Origin of the sequence: Streptomyces botrytidirepellens, from assembly GCF_003721215.1 — a bacterium.
GTDB lineage: Bacteria > Actinomycetota > Actinomycetes > Streptomycetales > Streptomycetaceae > Streptomyces > Streptomyces himastatinicus.
This window is the reverse complement of the sequence record NZ_RIBZ01000830.1, coordinates 1-16,738: the sequence shown is the minus strand read 5'-3', so window position 1 is coordinate 16,738 and position 16,738 is coordinate 1. Positions and strand designations below refer to the sequence as shown.

Here is a 16,738-nt window from a genome sequence, read left to right as displayed (position 1 = left end):
GGCCGAGCCACCGGGCGCGGCCGAGCCACCGGACGCGGCGGAGCCGTCGGGCGACGCGGGGGCCGGGGTGCGCACCGGGGCACCGGTACGGAGTTCCAGGCGGCGCGCGGCCACGTCCCGCGCGCCGTGGACGAGATCCGGCCGTACGGCCATCACGGCGCCGACCGTCAGGGCCGTGATGGCCGCCTCGCCGATACCGATCAGCACATGCACGCCCACCATCGCGGTGAGGACCTTGCCGATCGCGACGTCCGCCGTCCCGCCCAGCGCGTAGAGCCCGGTGAAGGCCATGGCGGCGGCCGGGACGGAGACCAGGGCGGCAGCGAAGGACGCGACGGTGACCGTGCGGCGCCGGTTCGGGGCGAGCTTCAGGATGGCGCGGAAGACCCCGTAGGCCACGACCGTCGTGACGACCGCCATGTCCGTGATGTTGACGCCGAGCGCGGTGAGGCCGCCGTCCGCGAAGAGCACGCCCTGCATGAGCAGCACCACGGAGACGCACAGCACGCCCGTATAGGGGCCGACGAGGATCGCCGCCAGCGCCCCGCCGAGCAAGTGCCCACTGGTGCCCGCGGCTACGGGGAAGTTCAGCATCTGGACGGCGAAGATGAACGCCGCGACCAGCCCGGCGAGCGGCGCGGCCTGCTCGTCGAGTTCGCGCCGCGCGCCGCGCAGGCTGACCGCGACCGCGGCGGCGGCGACGGCACCGGTCGCCACCGACACCGGGGCGTCGATGAATCCATCGGGGACATGCATGCGGGGCTCCGCTCCTGAGCTGCGGGTATCCGCTCGATGGTGACCTACCTGCACATCGTTCGCAAGAGCGCCTCCCCCGCGAAAGCACCGGCGGCGGCCCTCCCGCAAGGGAAGAGCCGCCGCCGGGGCGCGCGTTGGCCGATTCCGGCCGTCGATCACACCCGGCTCAGCTCCGGGTCCTTGTCGGCGTCCTTGGCGTTCTTGGCGTTCTTGCCCTGCCCCGCCGGGGTGTCCGTTGCGAGCTGCTCGCGCAGCCCCTCACCCTCGACGTCCACGTTCGGCAGCGCCTTGTCGAGCCAGCGCGGCAGCCACCACGCGGACTTACCGAGCAGCCCCAGCACCGCCGGGACGATGGCCATGCGGACCACGAAGGCGTCGAAGAGGACCGCGGTGGCGAGACCGAAGCCGATCATCTTCACCATCGCCTCGGACGAGCCGATGAACCCGGCGAAGACGCTGATCATGATGACCGCGGCCGCGGTGACCACCCGGGCGCCGTGCCGGAAGCCGGTGACGACGGCCTGGCCGGGGCGCTCGCCGTGGATGTACGCCTCCCGCATCCGGGTCACCAGGAAGACCTCGTAGTCCATGGCCAGGCCGAACACCACGCCGATCATGAAGATCGGCATCATGCTCATGATCGGGCCGGTCTCCTCGACGCCGAACAGGTCCGCCGCCCAGCCCCACTGGAAGACCGCGACCACCGCGCCGAGCGCCGCGACGACGGACAGCAGGAAGCCGAGCGCCGCCTTGAGCGGGACCAGAATCGACCGGAAGACGATCATCAGCAGCAGGAAGGCCAGCCCGACGACCAGGGCCAGGTACGGCATCAGCGCGTCGTTCAGCTTCTGCGAGATGTCGATGTTCATCGCCGTCTGACCGGTCACCAGCACCTCGGCACCGGTGTCGGACTTGAACGAGCCCGCCTCGTCCCGGATGTCTGCGACGACCTTCTCGGTGTCGACGCTGCTCGGCTTGTACTTCGGCACGACGGTGAGCATCGCGGTGTCGCCGGGCTTGTTGAACGTCGCCGGGGTGACGGCCGCGACGCCGTCGATACCGGCGATGCTCTTGGTGACCTTGTTGACCGCGGCCTTGGGGTCGTCGCTGCCCTTGGTGTCGGCGACGACCATCAGCGGACCGTTGAAGCCCGGGCCGAAGCCATCGGAGATCATGTCGTACGCCTGCCGCTTCTGGCTGCTGACCGGCTGCGAACCGTCGTCCGGCAGCCCCAGCTCCAGGCTGAGCGCGGGCACCGCGGCGGCGCCGAGGCCGAGCACGCCGAGCAGCAGCACCGCCACCGGGCGACGCAGCACGAACCGGGCCCAGCGGGTGCCCATGTTGGGCTTCTCCTCCGCCTGCGTGCCCTCCGCGGCGGCCGAGGCCGCCTCCGCCATCCGCTTGCGCGCCTTGCGCCCGTACACCCTCTTGCCGGCGAAGCCCAGCAGCGCGGGGATGAGGCTGATCGCGATGAGGACGGCGATGACCACCGTGCCCGCCGCAGCGAAGCCCATCTTGGACAGCATCGGGATGTTGACGACCGCGAGGCCGACCAGCGCGATGACGACGGTGAGTCCGGCGAAGACGACCGCGGAGCCCGCGGTTCCGACGGCTCGCCCGGCGGCCTCCTCGCGCTCCCGGCCCTCGGCCAGTTCGGCGCGGTAGCGGGAGACGATGAAGAGCGCGTAGTCGATGCCGACCGCGAGGCCGATCATCATCGCCAGCGTCGAGGTCGTCGTGGACAGCCCGAGGGTGGTGGCGAGCGCGGTGATCCCGGAGATGCCGATGCCGACGCCGATGAGCGCGGTCAGCAGCGGCAGTCCGGCCGCCACCAGCGAGCCGAAGGTGATGGCGAGGACGATCGCGGAGATCACGATGCCGATGACCTCGGTGGAGCCGGTCTCGGGCATCTCCTGGAGCGCATCACCGCCGATCGCCACCGTGAGATCCGACTTCTGCGCCTTCTCCCCGGCCTCCTTCAGGCCGTCCTTGGCGGTGTCCTCCAGCTCCATGGCGTTGACCTTGTAGCTGGTCAGGATGTACGCGGTCGAGCCGTTCTTGGAGACGGCCCGCGCCCGGTACGGGTCGGCGACCGAGGCGACCTGCGGAGAGCTCGCCTTGAGGTCGGCGACGGTCTTCGTGACCACGGCCTTGTTGGCCGGGTCGGTCATCTTCTCGCCCTGGGGTGCGCGGAAGACCACCCGGGCGGTGGCGCCGTCGGCGTTACCACCGGGGAAACGCTTCTCCAGGAGGTCGAAGGCCTTCTGGGCCTCGGTGCCCGGGATGGAGAAGCTGTCGTTGGCGGGGGGCGATGCGGTCGCCGCGCCGACTCCGGCGACGGCCAGGAGCGCCACCCATATCAGGGCGACGAACCGGCGTCGCCGGAAGGCGAATCGACCGAGTTTGTAGAGGAACGTGGCCACGAGGAGAGGTGCTCCCGTCGAGTCGGTGTCACTGCTGGATCACTGCTGGGTCACTGCTTGCAGGTGTGCGCGACCTGACCGGCGACGAGAGCGGCGCGCCGGCTGGGCTCGTATATGAGGTTGTGCGGGGTGGGGAGGTTCAGAGGCCGAGGGCGGGGAGGACCACGGCGTCGATGTAGTGGCTGAGGAAGGCGACGTCCGGCTCTTCGCCGTCGATCAGCGACCGGGCGATGAGGGCGCCGCACATCATGTGCACGACGTAGTCCAAGGCGGGTCGGTCCGGAGCCACTTCCCCCCGGTCGACGGCACGCCGCAGCAGTGCGTCGAGCGCGGCCATCTCGGGATAGATCAGCAGCTCCCGGAGGGCCTGGTGGAGGTCCGGATGGGTGTGGATGGCCTGGGCCAGCCCCCTCATCAGGGCCGCGTCACGCTCCCGGGCGCTGTCGGTGCACCGCACGATCTCGTGCAGGTCGCCGCGCAGCGATCCGGTGTCGATGTCCTGGAGCGAAACGGGCTTGGTGTGCCGCAGCGCGGAGGCCACCAGCTGCGGTTTGCCCTTCCACTGGCGGTAGAGCGTGGCCTTGCTGGAGTGCGTGCGCGCGGCGACGGCGTCCATGGTCAGCGCGTCGTAACCGACCTCCCCGAGCAGCTCGACCACGGCCTCGTACAGCTCACCCTCCCGCTCGGGGGACAGCCGGCTGCGGCGCACCCGGGTCGTGGGCCGGTCCTCGACCGGCTGGTCGGCGGGCTGGACCGTCGGCATGGCATCCCCCTTTCGAACGAAACGGTTTCGTACTCGTTCAAGCATACGACCCACCGGCCGCTCTTTTAGCGAAACCGTGTCGTTTCGCTCGTGGCGTGCATCACAGATTGGAGTTGCTTTGCAGGACCGGGGCCGAAACCATGGATGAGGTGAGGGAAACGAGCGACACCGACCGCGCGTATCTGCGATTTCCGCATCTGCACGGCGACTTGCTGTGCTTCGCCGCCGAGGACGATCTCTGGGTCGCCCCCCTGACCGCCCGTGGCGAGCCCCCCGGGCGGGCGTGGCGACTGACCGTGGACCGGACCCGGGTGGGCCACCCCCGGTTCTCCCCCGACGGCTCCCACATCGCGTACACGAACTGGCGCAGCCTCGACCCCGAGATCCACCTCGCCCCCGTCGACGGCGGCCCCATCCGGCGGCTGACCTACTGGGGCAGCGAGGACGCCCGGGTCTGCGGCTGGACGCCGCCCGACCCGGACGGCGTCTCCCACATCCTCGCCGTGTCCTCGCACGGCCAGCCGTTCTCCCACTTCTCCTGGGCCTACAGCCTGCCCACCGACGGCAGCCCCGGCAGTCGGCTGCCCTGGGGACCGGTGGCCGACATCGCCGTCACCGACCGGATCCCCGGCGTCGATCAGGACGACGCCGCCGACCAGGGCGATGAGCGGCGCACCCTGCTGCTCACCGGCAAGCCGCCGCACGAGCCCGCCACCTGGAAGCGCTACCGGGGCGGCGCGACCGGTCGGCTGTGGCTGGGCGGCACCCGGCTGCTGCCCGACCTGAACGGCCACCTGGACTCGGTCATGGCCGTCGGCGGGCGGATCGCCTTCCTCTCCGACCACGAGGGCGTCGGCAACCTCTACTCCTGTCTGCCCGACGGCTCCGATCTGCGCCGCCACACCGACCACGACGACTTCTACGCCCGCCACGCCTCGACCGACGGCAGCCGCGTCGTCTACCAGTGCGCCGGGGAGCTGTGGCTGGTGGACGACCTCGGCCCGGACGCCGAACCGCGTCGGCTGCGGGTGCGGCTCGGCGGGGCGCGGGCCGGGCGGCGGCCCTACCAGATCCCGGCCGCCTCCCATGTCGACTCGCTGTCCGTGGATGCCACCGGCCGGGCCAGCGCCGTGTGCGTACGCGGCAGCCTGTACTGGCTCACCCACCGCGACGGCCCCGCCCGCACCCTCGCCGACAGCCCCGGCGTCCGGGTGCGGATGCCCGAGATCCTGGGCTCCAGCGGACGGGTCGCCTATGTGACGGACGCGGAGGGCGAGGACGCGATCGAGATCGCCTATCTGCCGCGGGCGAGCGAGACGGGCGAGCCCCGGCGACTGGCCGCGGGGCGGCTGGGCCGGGTGCACGAACTGGAGCCCTCGCCCGACGGCGACCGGCTCGCCGTCGCAGCGAACGACGGGCGGCTGCTGCTCGTGGACACTTCCGCGGACGGGGACGGCGAGGTCACCGAGCTGGTGCGGTCGCTCAACGGCCCGGTCGCCGATCTCGCCTTCTCCCCCGACTCGGCCTGGCTGGCCTGGTCCCATCCGGGCATCGGGCGCACCCTGCGCTCCATCAAGATCGCGCGGCTGGCCGACCGGACCATAGTGGACGTGACCACCGGGCGCTTCGAGGACGAGGAACCCGTCTTCACCAGCGACGGCCGCTATCTCGCCTTCCTGTCCTGGCGCGGCTTCGACCCCGTCTACGACGTGCACACCGGCGACCTCTCCTTCCCGCTCGGCTGCCGCCCCTACCTCGTACCGCTGTCCTCCGCCACGCCCTCGCCCTTCGCGCTCTCTCCCGAGGGCCGGCCGGCGGCGGGCGGGCTCGACCCGGAAGACGACGCCGGGGGCGCGGACGGCGACGGCACGGTGACCGTCGAGGTGGAGGGGCTGCCCAGCCGGGTCACCGTCTTCCCGGTGGCCGCCTCCAAGTACTCCTCGCTGTGGCCGGTCAGCGGCGGCGGCCTGGTGTGGCTGCGCTGGCCGATCTCCGGTGCCCTCGGCGAGACGTTCGCCAACCCGGCCGACACCTCCGACAGCCCCACCCTCGAACACTTCGACCTGGCCAAGGCCAAGCGCACCGAACTCACCAGTGAGCTGGACTGGTTCCGGGTCAGCGGCGACGGCTCCCGGCTGGTCGTCGTCGACGACGACGAGCTGCGGGCGGTGCCCGCCACCGAGTCCGGCGACAGCGACTCCACGGTCCAGATCGACATGCGGCGCATCCAGCACACCGTGGAGCCCGCGGCCGAGTGGCGGCAGGCGTACGAAGAGGCGGGCCGCATCACCCGCGCCTACTTCTGGGAGCCGGGCATGTGCGGCGTCGACTGGGACGGGGTGCTCGACCAGTACCGGCCGCTGGTCGAACGGGTCGCCTCCCCCGACGAGTTCGCCGATCTGCTGCGCGAGGTCCTGGGCGAGCTGGGCACCTCGCACGCGTACGTGAGCGCCGCGCGCCGCAACGAGGGCCCTGCCCACTACCAGCGCCCCATCGGGCTGCTCGGCGCCGACTTCACGCGCACCGAGGACGGGGGCTGGCAGATCTCCCGCATCCTGCCCGGCGAGTCCTCCGACTCCCGGGCGCGCTCGCCGCTCGCGGGCTCCGGCATCCGCGAAGGCGCCCGGCTCACCCATGTCGACGGCCGCCCGGTGGATCCGGTGGCCGGGCCCTCTCCGCTGCTGACCGCCGCGGGTGGCACCACGGTCGAGCTGACCTTCGCCTCCCCGGACGGTGAGGGCCCGCCGCGCCGGGTCGCGGTCGTCCCGCTGATCGACGAGCGGCCGCTGCGCTACCAGGACTGGGTGGCCCGGCGGCGGTCGGTGGTGCGGGAGTTGAGCGACGGGCGGTGCGGCTATCTGCACATCCCCGACATGGGCGGCTCCGGCTGGGCGCAGTTCAACCGGGATCTGCGCCGGGAGGTGTCGTTCCCCGCTCTGATCGTGGACGTCCGGGGGAACGCGGGCGGCAACATCAGCGAGCTGGTGGTCGAGAAGCTGACCCGCACCGTGATGGGCTGGGACCTCACGCGCAACGCCCAGCCGGTGTCGTACACCAGCAACGCGCCGCGCGGGCCGATCGTCGCGGTCGCGGACGAGGCGACCTCCTCCGACGGCGACATGATCACCGCGGCCTTCAAGATCCAGGGCATCGGCCCGGTGGTGGGGCTGCGCACCTGGGGCGGCGTGGTCGGCATGACCGGCCGCCATCCGCTCGGCGACGGTTCGGCGATCACGGTGCCGATGAACGCCGCCTGGTTCGACGCCTATGGGTGGGGGGTCGAGAACCATGGCGTGGAGCCGGACATTCCGGCGCCCCGTTCACCGCTGGACTGGGCGGAGGGCCGCTATCCACAGCTGGGGGTGGCCGTGCGGACGGCGCTGGAGCTGCTGGAGCGGCATCCGTCCGCGGTCCCGCCGGGCTACGGCCAGGTGCCGGACCGGCGACGCCCGAAACTCCCCCCGCGGGGCGACGGTTGAGCAGGTGAACCGACCTGCGTGCCGGGGGCGCATCCCCTGACGGATGCGCCCCCTCGCGCACACTCTTCGCGGACCCATCAACGGGCCCGTCCTACGAGACGACTCACATCTCTTCGAACGGCTCCTGGTCCCGCATCTCGTCGCCCATGCCCTGCTGACGGCGCTCCCGGCCCATGCGCTCGGCCTGCTCACGGCTTTCCGGCCGGTCCTGGTCGCGGCGCTGCTCCTGCCCCCGCTGGGCTCGCTGCGCCTGCTGGCCCTGCTGGCCTCGCTGACCCTGCTGACCCCGCTGGGCCTGCTGACCCCGCTGGGCCTGCTGGCTCTGCTGACCCTGCGCCTTGCGCTTGGCCTGCTGGGCCTTCTCGCTGAACTCGTCCTTCCCCATCTGCGTCACTCCTCATCGGGTGAAAGGGATCGGGCCCGACCAGAGTTACACGCAGGGACATACTCCGCATTTCGATCGACCCCACCCATCGAATTCCCAGGTCAGGGTGGTTGACAGAGGGTTACCGGTCACGCTGCGTACGGGCGCTGCGCGACCGCTCGTCCGCCGCGCCGCCCTCGCCCAGGAGATGGCCGCGCTGCCCGCGGGTGGCCGCCAGCCGGGGTTCGGCCCAGCGCATCTCACGCCGCCCCACCGCCCCGATCAGCGCGGGCAGATAGCCGCGCACCGGCTGCATCCCGCGCAGCCACCACTGCCCGTACACATGGGCCGAGCGGCGCTCTATCCCGGCGACGAGCCGGTCCACGGCCGGGCCCAGCGGATACGTACGCCCCGCGGGCCACGGCATCCGCGCCCGCAACTCCCGCATCACCTCGTCCCGGTCGGCGCCCCGCACCATGTCCGTGTCGGTCCAGCTGAGATAGCCCACGCCCACGGTCACGCCCCGGTGGCCCACCTCGGCGCGCAGACAGTGCGCGAACGCCTCGACCCCCGCCTTGGACGCGCAGTACGCGGTCATCATCGGCGCGGGCGCGATCGCGGCGAGCGAGGCGATCTGCAACAGATGGCCCCTGCTGGCGAGCAGCGCGGGCAGAAAGGCGCGGGCCGTGGTGACGCTGCCCAGCAGATTGACCTCGACGACCCGCCGCCAGGCCGCCTCGTCGGTCTCGAGGAACGGACCGCCCGTGGCCACCCCGGCGTTGGCGCAGACGACGTCCACCGCGCCGAAGCGCGCCACCACGTCCTCCGCGACCCGGGCCATCGCCTCCGGGTCGGTGACATCGGCGTGCCAGTGGTCGGAGTCGGTGGGCAGCCGCCCCGACACCCGCTTCAGCTCCTCCGGTTCCAGGCCCACCAGCGCCACCTTGGCGCCGCGCGCGGACAGTTTGCGGGCCAGCAGCTCGCCGACTCCCCGTGCCGCGCCGGTCACCACCGCGACCCGGCCCTCCAGACTTCTGCGCGCGCTCATGTCGTCCGCTCCTCGACAGCGTGGGGATCGTCGTCGGTCAGGTCATCGGTCGTACGAGGGGATCCTCCGTGGTCGGCGGCGAGGCGGCGGATCACGTCGCTCACCGCCCCGGGGTCCTCCACGGGGGTCATATGGCCGAGGCCGGGCAGTTCCGTGAGGCCGGTGCACTGCGGCAGCGCGGCCGCTATGGCATGGGCCTGCTCGGGCGGGGTCAGTCGGTCGGCGGTGCCTACGAGGACGGCGGCGGGCATGGTCAGCAGGCCGATGCGGGCGTCCAGATCGAGGTCGCCCATGACGTGCGCCCAGCCCGCGCGCACGGCGCGGGGGCACGCGTGGACGATCCGCGCGCACGCCTCCACCATGGCGGGCGCGGAGCCCGGGCCCATCGTCCCGTACCGCAGCAGCCGCTTGCTGACGGGCGTGACCGGCCCCATGGGAAGGCGCGCGCCGAGGATCGCGCGGTGGACCCGCGCCCGCAGCCGCTCGGAGCGCAGCGGCACCACTCGGGCCCGCTCGACCAGCCGGGAGGCGCCGGTGCTGCACAGCACCACGGCGGCGGCGCGCTCGCGCACCGCCGGGCGTCCAGCGGCGGCCATCACCGTCATCCCGCCCATGGAGTGGCCCACGACCACGGCCCGGCGGCCCGGCTCCAGGGTCTGCTCCAGCACCGCCTCCAGGTCGTCGGCGAGCGCCTCGGTGCTGTAGCCGCCGGGTCCGGGGGCAGTGCTGCGGCCATGGCCGCGCTGGTCGTACACGATCACCCGGTGGCGGGCGACCAGTTCGCGCACGACCGGCGCCCAGAAGGCGGTCGAGCAGGTCCAGCCGTGGGCCAGGACGACGGCGGGAGCGGCGGGGTCGGTGACCCCGTGCAGCTCCGCGTGCAGCCGGGCGCCGTCCGCCGAGGTGACGGTCAGCTCCCGCGGCGGAACCGGCGGGGCGTACGGCCCGGAGGTGGCGTAGGGGGTGCGCCTCACCGCGATCCCCTCCCTGCGGCGGACTCCGCGCGCTGACCGGCTTCGGTCCGCTGCCGCAGCACCTCGTATTCCGCGAGCCGCACGCGCCGGGTGACCCGTTTGAACTCGCCGGTCGAGCCGGGCCACAGGGTCGTGTTGCGGCCGTTCCCGTCCAGATACCAGCTGTCGCAGCCGCCCGAGTTCCACACCGTGCGCTTCATCCTCTCCTGGATCATGTCGTTGTAGGCGCGGACCGCCGACGGCCGGGCGTCCAGGGCGACCTTGCCGCCGAGGGCGTCCAACTGCCGTAGATAGTCGGTCAGATAGGTGAGCTGGGCCTCGATCACGAGGATCATCGAGCTGTTGCCGAGCCCGGTGTTCGGCCCGATGATCGTCAGGAAGTTGGGGAAGCCCGCCGCGCTGGTGCCGCGCAGCGCTTCCATGCCGCCCTTCCACTCCTCCGCGAGCGTGGTGCCCTTCGCCCCGGTCACGCGCTGGGCGATGGGGAGGTCGGTGACGTGGAAGCCGGTCCCGAAAATGATCGCGTCGGCCTCGGTCTCGGTGCCGTCGGAGCCGACGAGCGTGGTACCGCGGATCTCCTTGAGCCCGCCGACCACGTCCACATGCGGCCGGGCGAGCGCCGGGTAGTAGTCGTTGGACAGCAGGATGCGCTTGCAGCCGATGCGATAGCGCGGGGTCAGCCTGGACTGGAGCACCGGGTCCTTGATGGCCCGCCGCATGTGCGCCCCGGCCAGCCGCTCCACGAGCCCCAGCTCGGCCGGGCGCTTGGTGAACGCCCCGACCTGCAACTCCCGGATCCCCCACAGTAGCCCGCGGCGCAGCGCCCCGGAGGCCGGGAGCCTGCTGTGCAGCCAGCGCTCGGCGTCGGTGATCCGGCGGTCCATGCGCGGCAGCACCCAGGGCGGGGTGCGCTGGAAGAGGGTGAGCCTGCGCACCTCCTTCTGGATCTCGGGCACGATCTGGATGGCCGAGGCGCCGGTGCCGACCATCGCGACCCGCTTGCCGCGCAGGTCGTAGCCGTGGTCCCAGCGCGCGGAGTGGAAGACCTTGCCGGGGAAGCCGTCGAGCCCCGGGATGTCCGGGATCTTGGGGTCGGAGAGCGGGCCGGTCGCGCTCACCACGACATCGGCGGTCAGCGGCCCCCGCGCGGTCTCGACCTCCCAGTGCAGCGCCTCCCCGTCCCAGCGCAGGGCGAGCACCTCGGCGTCGAAGCGCAGGTGCGGCCGCAGCCCGAAGGTGTCGGCGATCCGCTCCAGATAGGCGCGGATGTGCCGTCGGCCGGAGAAGGCGCGCGGCCAGTCGGGGTTGGGTGCGAAGGAGAAGGAGTAGAGATGGGACGGGACATCGCAGGCGCAGCCCGGATAGCTGTTGTCCCGCCAGGTGCCGCCGACCGCACCGGCCCGCTCCAGGACCAGGAAGTCGGTGATGCCCGCGCGGCGCAGTCTCACCGCCGCGCCCAGGCCCCCGAATCCGGAGCCGATCACCGCCACCCGCACGTGCTCACGCGCCAGCCCAGCCGCCATGCCGCCGCCTCCCGCCGCTCGAACTGCCAGAACCACTTGAACTACCAGAACCGCTTGAACGGCTCGGAACCGTGCCAGCGTTCACTGGCACGATGGGAGCGTAGGACAGGGATCCGGCGAGCGGTAGGGGCTGTGGATAACCGAGTTACCGGCGGTCACACACGACCGCCCTCGACATAGGCTGCTGCTGTGGCGATGAGCGAAGCGGACCGGGTACGCGAGTACCGCGTGACGGAGCTGGCCGAGAGGGCCGGGATCACCGTGCGCACCCTGCGCTTCTACCGGGAGCGCAAGCTGATCCCGCCACCCCGCCGCGAGGGCCGTATCGCCTGGTACAACGACCACCACCTGGCCCGGCTGCGGACCATCACCGCCCTGCTGGAGCGCGGCCACACCCTGGGCGGGATCGCCGAGTTGATCGCCGCGTTCGAGAGCGGACGGGACGTCGGCGAGCTGCTGGGGATGGACGGCGGCCTTCCGTCCTGGTCCGAGGAGACCCCGATCCGGCTCACCCCGCAGGCGCTCGCCGACTACTTCGACGACGAGGCCACGGCGGAGAACCTCACCGTCTCACTCGACATCGGCTATCTCGCGGTCGACGGCGACGACATCGTGCACATCAGCCAACGGCTGCTGGACGCCTCGCGCGCCCTGGTCGGCCAGGGCATCCCGCTGTCGGCCGTCCTCGCGGCCGGGCGCGAGGTCCGGGAGCATGTGGACGCCATCGCCGAGACCTTCGCCACACTGCTGATCAACCATGTGCTGGCGGATGCCCGCGAGCGCGGCGAGGAGGTCGGCGAGACCGTGGAGCGGCTGCGTCCGCTCGCGAAGAGCGTCGTGGACGCCGAGCTGTCGATGGCCATGGACCGCCGCCTGCGGTCCGGTCTGGAGGAACGGGCGGGCGGGCGCACCGAGGACACCGGCGGCCCGCCGCGGGATCAGTGAGCGGCGCCGTAGGTGACCGACACCGGGGCGTGGTCGCTCCACCGCTGGTCGTACGCCGGGGCCCGCTCCACGACCGCCTTCAGCGCCCGCCCGGCGAGCCCGGGGGTGGCGATCTGGTAGTCGATGCGCCAGCCCGCGTCGTTGTCGAACGCCCTTCCCCGGTACGACCACCAGGAGTACGGGCCGTCGACCTCCGGGTGCAGCGCGCGCACCACGTCCACGTAACTCCCCTCCTCGAAGACGCGCGACAGCCACGCGCGCTCCTCCGGCAGGAATCCGGACTTCTTCCGGTTGGCCTTCCAGTTCTTCAGGTCGGCCTCCTGGTGGGCGATGTTCCAGTCGCCGCACACCAGCGCCTCGCGACCGTCGGCCGCCGCCCGCTCGCGCAGCTCCTTGAGGTACGGAAGGAATTCCGCCATGAAGCGCTCCTTCTCGTCCTGCCGCTCGGTGCCGACCTCACCGGAGGGCAGGTACAGGCTGCCGACCGTCACACCCGGCAGGTCGACCTCCACATAGCGGCCGCTGTCGTCGAATTCGGAGGAGCCGAAGCCGACCCGTACGGCCTCCAGCTCGCGCCGCGCGTACACCGACACACCCGCCCGGCCCTTGGCCGCCGCCGGGGCGTGCACCACGTGCCAGCCGTCCGGCTCGCGCACGGCCTCGGGCAGTTCGCGCGGCTCGGCGCGCACCTCCTGGAGGCACACCACATCGGCCGCGGTACCGTCCAGCCAGGGCACGAAGCCCTTCTTCGCGGCGGCACGCAGCCCGTTCACATTCACGGTCGTCACGGAGAGCACTACGGCACGATACGACATGGAAATTCCGATGCCGCCCTCGTCGCATAGAAGTACGATCCTGCGCATGAAATTCCGAGCAGTTCGCTTTGACCACCCCGACGCGGTGCGGCTCAACGACGAGGTGCAGGCGGAGTACGCGGAGCGATACGACGACGAGGGGGACATGACGCCCCTGGACGCGGCCCAGTTCGACCCGCCCCACGGCCTCTACCTCATCGCGTACGACCCGGACGGCCGCCCGGTGGCGACCGGCGGCTGGCGCAGCCAGGACCGGAACGACGAGGGGTACGAGGACGGGGACGCCGAGCTGAAGCGGATGTTCGTCATACGGGAGGCGCGCGGGCGCGGCCTGGCCCGTCTGATCCTCGCGGCGCTGGAGGACAGCGCCCGGGCGGCGGGGCGCACCCGAATGGTGCTGGAGACCGGCGTCAAGCAGCCCGAGGCGATCGCGCTGTACACCTCATCGGGCTATGCGCCGGTGAAGAAGTTCGGGCTGTACCGCTTCGACGAACTGAGCCGCTGCTTCGGCAAGCCGCTGGCGCTCCCGGACGGCGCCCCCGTTCACCAGAAGAACCAGCCGGGCGTCGCGACGTAGATCTGCACCGCCTCCTCACACCCCCCGACGCCGTCCGAACCCTCCTGGGCGGCGATCGCGGCCGCTTCGCGCTCCCCGTAGGCGTCGATCCCGTCCGCCGTCACGATCAGGGCGGCGACCACGGCGAGGAAGACCCAGGGGACCGCGCGGTGGTGCGGCGCCTTCTCCTGCGTCACCCAGGCACCCACCACGGCGGTCACCGCGGCCGCCAGCACCAGGCACAGGGCCGCGGTGGTGAGGTCGCCGAGGAGGGGCGGCTCGTCGCACAGGGCGTAGGCGCGCCCGCCGAGCAGCCGCTCGCAGAGGGCCGCGCTGCTCAGCGTCAGGCCGAACGCGACGATGTGATGCGGCTGTACGGCGGCCCGTACGGCGGAACCCGCCCCGTTTCCGGAGCGGGTTCCCTCACGTGTCGGCCGCTTCATCCCTGGCCGGCGAACTTCTTGCTCATCGCGTCGAACACGCCCTTCGCGTCGGCCCCCAGGTGCGGACCGGCGAGCCAGGTGTGCTCGTTCGAACTGATCGAGCTGTTGGACACCAGCACCGTCTTGCCCCCGCGGTTGACGAACCAGCCGCCGCCGGAGGTGCCGCCGGTCATCGAGCAGCCGATGCGGTACATGGTCGGCGTGGTCGGCGCGAACGACAACCGGCCCGGCCTGCTGGTGCAGTTGAACATCTTCGCGCCGTCATACGGCGGTGCGGCCGGGTAGCCGTACGCCCCGATCGAGCTGACCTTGTTCGCCGACGGCGCCCCGAACCACACGGGCACGGCGGCCCCGACCGTCTCCTGAAGCGACTTGCCGCCGCTGTTCTCCGGCTTCACGTGCAGCACCGCGAAGTCGTACGCGGAGCCCACATTGCCGGTCTTGCCGCCCGTGTCGATCCACTGGGACGAGGTCTGCGACCAGTCCGCCCACCACACGCCGTACGGGGTGACCTCACGCTGGGCCGCGGTCTCCGCCTTGGCGGCGGGCAGCCCGTCGTCGTTGTACGACGGCACGAACACGATGTTGCGCATCCAGCCGCCCTTCTTGCCGGAGTGCACGCAGTGGCCCGCGGTCCACACCAGGTTCGACTTCCCCGGATGCGCCGGGTCCTCGACGACGGTGCCCGAGCAGACCATCGGCCCCTCGGGGCTGTCGAAGAACACCTTCCCGACCGGCGCCATGTTCTGGTGGTACGGCCGCGAGACCTGCTTGGCCGGTACGGCGGGCGGCTCCGGGTCGGTCGCGGCCTGGCTCTCGCCCGCGCTCTGCGTGGAGAGCGTGTTGGGCGAGTCCTTCGCCTTGGACATCCGGGACGGCTGCCAGAAGTTCTTGATGACGGGATTGGCGAAATCGGACGCATCGCGTGCCCATTTGTCCCAGTTCTTCCACCCGCCCTCCTTCCACTCCTTCAGGTCGTCCAGACTCGTCGGAACGCCCTCCGGCAGCTTGAGCCCGTTGTCGCCCTGCTGGCCGGCCGCGGTCGGCGACGTCGACTCGGAACTGGCCTTGTCCTCACTCGACCCGCAGGCCGAGGCGGTGACCACGAGCAGCGCGGTCACCGCGGCGGCCGCCGCGGTGGAACGGCGTATGAGTGGCATGGCGCCTTATCCCCCTGTGGTGCTGTTGTTGTGCGGTGTGGAATTCATGCGGCGGCGCTTTCGCGCCATGTCCCATTCAGGACGCACCCACTATGCCCGTGCCCCTCGCCAGGGCCATCACCGGTCTCACGGCCCGCACACAACAAGAACGGTGTCAGCACGATTCCCTGACATCGGACGCTCCGTCAGGGCAACGCCACGGACGCCGCGTCACGCCGTCTTGCGTCCGCCCTCCGCGAGGAGATTCGCCGCGAAGCCGAAGAACGCCACCCCGCTCACCTGCTCCATCCGGCGCCGGAACGCGGGCCGCCGGATCCGCTCGCTCAGCGCGGACGCGGCACCGGAGACCACCCAGTACCAGAGCGCCAGCTCGACGATGTCGATCGCGGTGAACACCAGGGTCGCGGTGAACACCGAGGCGCCGTCCGGGGTGAACTGGGGAATCAGGCTCATGTAGAAGACCCCCGCCTTGGGGTTGAGCAGATTGGTGCCCACCCCCGCACGGAACGCCGCCCACCGCCCGCGCGGTGCCGATCCGCCCACCGGCCCCGGATCCTCCGTCTCCGGCTCCGCCGCCCGCCGCGACCGCCACAGCGCCGACGCTCCGAGCCACACCAGATACGCCGCGCCCGCGACCCGCAGCGTGTCGTACGCCACACGCGAAGCCGTGAGCAGCGCCGTGAGCCCGACCGCCGTCGCGAACCCCCACACCAGACAGCCGGTGAGTATCCCGAGCGAGGCGGCCAGCCCGGCGTTCCGCCCGTGGGACACCGACGTGCGCAGCACGAGCAGGGTGTCCAGCCCCGGAGTGACATTGATGAGCGCGGCAACGCCCGCGAAGGCAAGAGCTGAGGTGAGCATGCCCGCAGGCTAATCCAGCACAAGCGAAACCCCCGCCGGAATTTCCCGGCGGGGGTTTCGAGCTGCGGTGGACCTGAGGGGATTTGAACCCCTGACCCCCTCGATGCGAACGAGGTGCGCTACCAGTCTGCGCCACAGGCCCTTGCAACGAGTGAAACTCTAGCATCCCCTGCGGGGTGCTTGGAAATCCGTTCCCCGCTGGTCAATGGAGTGCGCGTCACTCGTTGGCGGCGCGGGGCCGGTCCTCGTCCGCGTACTGGTCGAAGAGGGGGGTGCGGCCGCGCTCCCGGGGGGCGCGGGACGGGGCCGTGGAGCCCTGTCCGGCGTCGGGCTCGGCGGGCGGCGCCGGGTCGTAGGCCGGGGCGGGGTCGACGGTGCTGGAGCGGGCGGAGCTCCAGGCGTCCGGGGCGGCCAGGTCGACGTTGCCGGTCGCGCGGGGGGCGACGGGCGCCGTGACGTACGTCGGCAGCGGGACCGGCACCGGCTCCCAGCCCTCCCCGGCGGCCGGGCCGCGCTCGCGCTCGCGCTCCTGGTCCACCCACTCCGCGTGGTCGGTCTGTTCGACCAGGGCGCGGCGCCCGGCCGCGTGCGGGGAGGCGGACGGGGCGGCGGACTCGGCCTCGGCGGG

Annotated in this window: 14 protein-coding genes, 1 tRNA gene and 1 pseudogene; 3 read left to right on the top strand and 13 right to left on the bottom strand. The window is 71.9% G+C overall.

Features of this window, described 5'->3' with window-relative positions:
- The 3 genes from EEJ42_RS43035 to EEJ42_RS43025 all read right to left on the bottom strand — a co-directional run.
- The coding region (locus tag EEJ42_RS43035) for an energy-coupling factor ABC transporter permease (RefSeq protein WP_148082214.1) at positions 1-756 on the bottom strand (756 nt) is incomplete at its 3' end.
- A 155-nt stretch (positions 757-911) separates the two neighbouring features.
- Positions 912-3,179, bottom strand: a complete 2,268-nt coding sequence (locus EEJ42_RS43030; RefSeq protein WP_123107575.1) for an MMPL family transporter — start codon at positions 3,177-3,179, stop codon at positions 912-914.
- Between the two features lie 139 nt (positions 3,180-3,318).
- Entirely contained in the window at positions 3,319-3,942 is a 624-nt protein-coding gene (locus tag EEJ42_RS43025; protein ID WP_246097737.1) for a TetR/AcrR family transcriptional regulator, read from the bottom strand.
- 140 nt (positions 3,943-4,082) lie between these two features.
- Between EEJ42_RS43025 and EEJ42_RS43020 the strand changes: the two genes are divergently transcribed.
- On the top strand, positions 4,083-7,421 hold the full coding sequence (locus EEJ42_RS43020; protein ID WP_123107574.1) for a S41 family peptidase: 3,339 nt from the start codon (positions 4,083-4,085) through the stop codon (positions 7,419-7,421).
- A 103-nt stretch (positions 7,422-7,524) separates the two neighbouring features.
- Here EEJ42_RS43020 and EEJ42_RS51490 read toward each other — a convergent pair whose 3' ends face one another.
- The 4 genes from EEJ42_RS51490 to EEJ42_RS43000 form a co-directional block, all read right to left on the bottom strand.
- On the bottom strand, positions 7,525-7,806 hold the full coding sequence (locus EEJ42_RS51490; RefSeq protein WP_246097735.1) for a hypothetical protein: 282 nt from the start codon (positions 7,804-7,806) through the stop codon (positions 7,525-7,527).
- 121 nt (positions 7,807-7,927) lie between these two features.
- Complete coding sequence (locus tag EEJ42_RS43010; protein ID WP_123107573.1) at positions 7,928-8,833, bottom strand: SDR family oxidoreductase; 906 nt, start codon at positions 8,831-8,833, stop codon at positions 7,928-7,930.
- Positions 8,830-9,807 (bottom strand): alpha/beta fold hydrolase, encoded by a 978-nt coding sequence (locus EEJ42_RS43005; RefSeq protein ID WP_123107572.1) that lies wholly within the window; start codon positions 9,805-9,807, stop codon positions 8,830-8,832. The genes EEJ42_RS43010 and EEJ42_RS43005 overlap by 4 nt, the downstream gene beginning before the upstream one ends.
- Entirely contained in the window at positions 9,804-11,330 is a 1,527-nt protein-coding gene (locus EEJ42_RS43000; RefSeq protein ID WP_123107571.1) for a flavin-containing monooxygenase, read from the bottom strand. The genes EEJ42_RS43005 and EEJ42_RS43000 overlap by 4 nt, the downstream gene beginning before the upstream one ends.
- 195 nt (positions 11,331-11,525) lie before the next feature.
- On the opposite strand from EEJ42_RS43000, the gene EEJ42_RS42995 reads away from it, so the two are divergent.
- Positions 11,526-12,275, top strand: a complete 750-nt coding sequence (locus EEJ42_RS42995; RefSeq protein ID WP_123107570.1) for a MerR family transcriptional regulator — start codon at positions 11,526-11,528, stop codon at positions 12,273-12,275.
- On the opposite strand, the gene EEJ42_RS42990 is transcribed toward EEJ42_RS42995, so the two are convergent.
- Complete coding sequence (locus EEJ42_RS42990; protein ID WP_123107569.1) at positions 12,269-13,072, bottom strand: exodeoxyribonuclease III; 804 nt, start codon at positions 13,070-13,072, stop codon at positions 12,269-12,271. The two genes, EEJ42_RS42995 and EEJ42_RS42990, sit on opposite strands and share 7 nt — an antisense overlap.
- 64 nt (positions 13,073-13,136) lie before the next feature.
- Here EEJ42_RS42990 and EEJ42_RS42985 point away from each other — a divergent pair, with 64 nt between their 5' ends.
- The gene (locus EEJ42_RS42985) at positions 13,137-13,667 is read left to right on the top strand and encodes a GNAT family N-acetyltransferase (protein ID WP_123107568.1); all 531 of its coding nucleotides are present in this window, start codon (positions 13,137-13,139) and stop codon (positions 13,665-13,667) included.
- Here the strand turns inward: EEJ42_RS42985 and EEJ42_RS42980 are convergent.
- The 5 genes and pseudogenes from EEJ42_RS42980 to EEJ42_RS42960 all read right to left on the bottom strand — a co-directional run.
- Positions 13,634-14,089 (bottom strand): hypothetical protein, encoded by a 456-nt coding sequence (locus tag EEJ42_RS42980; protein ID WP_123107567.1) that lies wholly within the window; start codon positions 14,087-14,089, stop codon positions 13,634-13,636. The genes EEJ42_RS42985 and EEJ42_RS42980 overlap by 34 nt on opposite strands.
- Positions 14,086-15,249 (bottom strand): trypsin-like serine peptidase, encoded by a 1,164-nt coding sequence (locus EEJ42_RS42975; RefSeq protein WP_123107566.1) that lies wholly within the window; start codon positions 15,247-15,249, stop codon positions 14,086-14,088. Before EEJ42_RS42975 ends, EEJ42_RS42980 begins: the two co-directional genes overlap by 4 nt.
- A gap of 210 nt (positions 15,250-15,459) precedes the next feature.
- The gene (locus EEJ42_RS42970) at positions 15,460-16,110 is read right to left on the bottom strand and encodes a LysE family translocator (protein WP_123107565.1); all 651 of its coding nucleotides are present in this window, start codon (positions 16,108-16,110) and stop codon (positions 15,460-15,462) included.
- A gap of 68 nt (positions 16,111-16,178) precedes the next feature.
- Positions 16,179-16,252, bottom strand: a tRNA-Ala gene (locus EEJ42_RS42965).
- Positions 16,253-16,327: 75 nt separating this feature from the next.
- Positions 16,328-16,738, bottom strand: a pseudogene (locus EEJ42_RS42960) (hypothetical protein); the annotation flags it as partial.

Excerpts from the sequence above, each read along its gene's own strand:
- EEJ42_RS43025 (WP_246097737.1), bottom strand. The coding sequence starts at position 3,942 with ATGCCGACGGTCCAGCCCGCCGACCAGCCGGTCGAGGACCGGCCCACG.
- EEJ42_RS43020 (WP_123107574.1), top strand. The coding sequence starts at position 4,083 with ATGGATGAGGTGAGGGAAACGAGCGACACCGACCGCGCGTATCTGCGA.
- EEJ42_RS51490 (WP_246097735.1), bottom strand. The coding sequence starts at position 7,806 with ATGGGGAAGGACGAGTTCAGCGAGAAGGCCCAGCAGGCCAAGCGCAAG.
- EEJ42_RS43010 (WP_123107573.1), bottom strand. The coding sequence starts at position 8,833 with ATGAGCGCGCGCAGAAGTCTGGAGGGCCGGGTCGCGGTGGTGACCGGC.
- EEJ42_RS43000 (WP_123107571.1), bottom strand. The coding sequence starts at position 11,330 with ATGGCGGCTGGGCTGGCGCGTGAGCACGTGCGGGTGGCGGTGATCGGC.
- EEJ42_RS42995 (WP_123107570.1), top strand. The coding sequence starts at position 11,526 with ATGAGCGAAGCGGACCGGGTACGCGAGTACCGCGTGACGGAGCTGGCC.
- EEJ42_RS42985 (WP_123107568.1), top strand. The coding sequence starts at position 13,137 with ATGAAATTCCGAGCAGTTCGCTTTGACCACCCCGACGCGGTGCGGCTC.
- EEJ42_RS42980 (WP_123107567.1), bottom strand. The coding sequence starts at position 14,089 with ATGAAGCGGCCGACACGTGAGGGAACCCGCTCCGGAAACGGGGCGGGT.
- EEJ42_RS42975 (WP_123107566.1), bottom strand. The coding sequence starts at position 15,249 with ATGCCACTCATACGCCGTTCCACCGCGGCGGCCGCCGCGGTGACCGCG.
- EEJ42_RS42970 (WP_123107565.1), bottom strand. The coding sequence starts at position 16,110 with ATGCTCACCTCAGCTCTTGCCTTCGCGGGCGTTGCCGCGCTCATCAAT.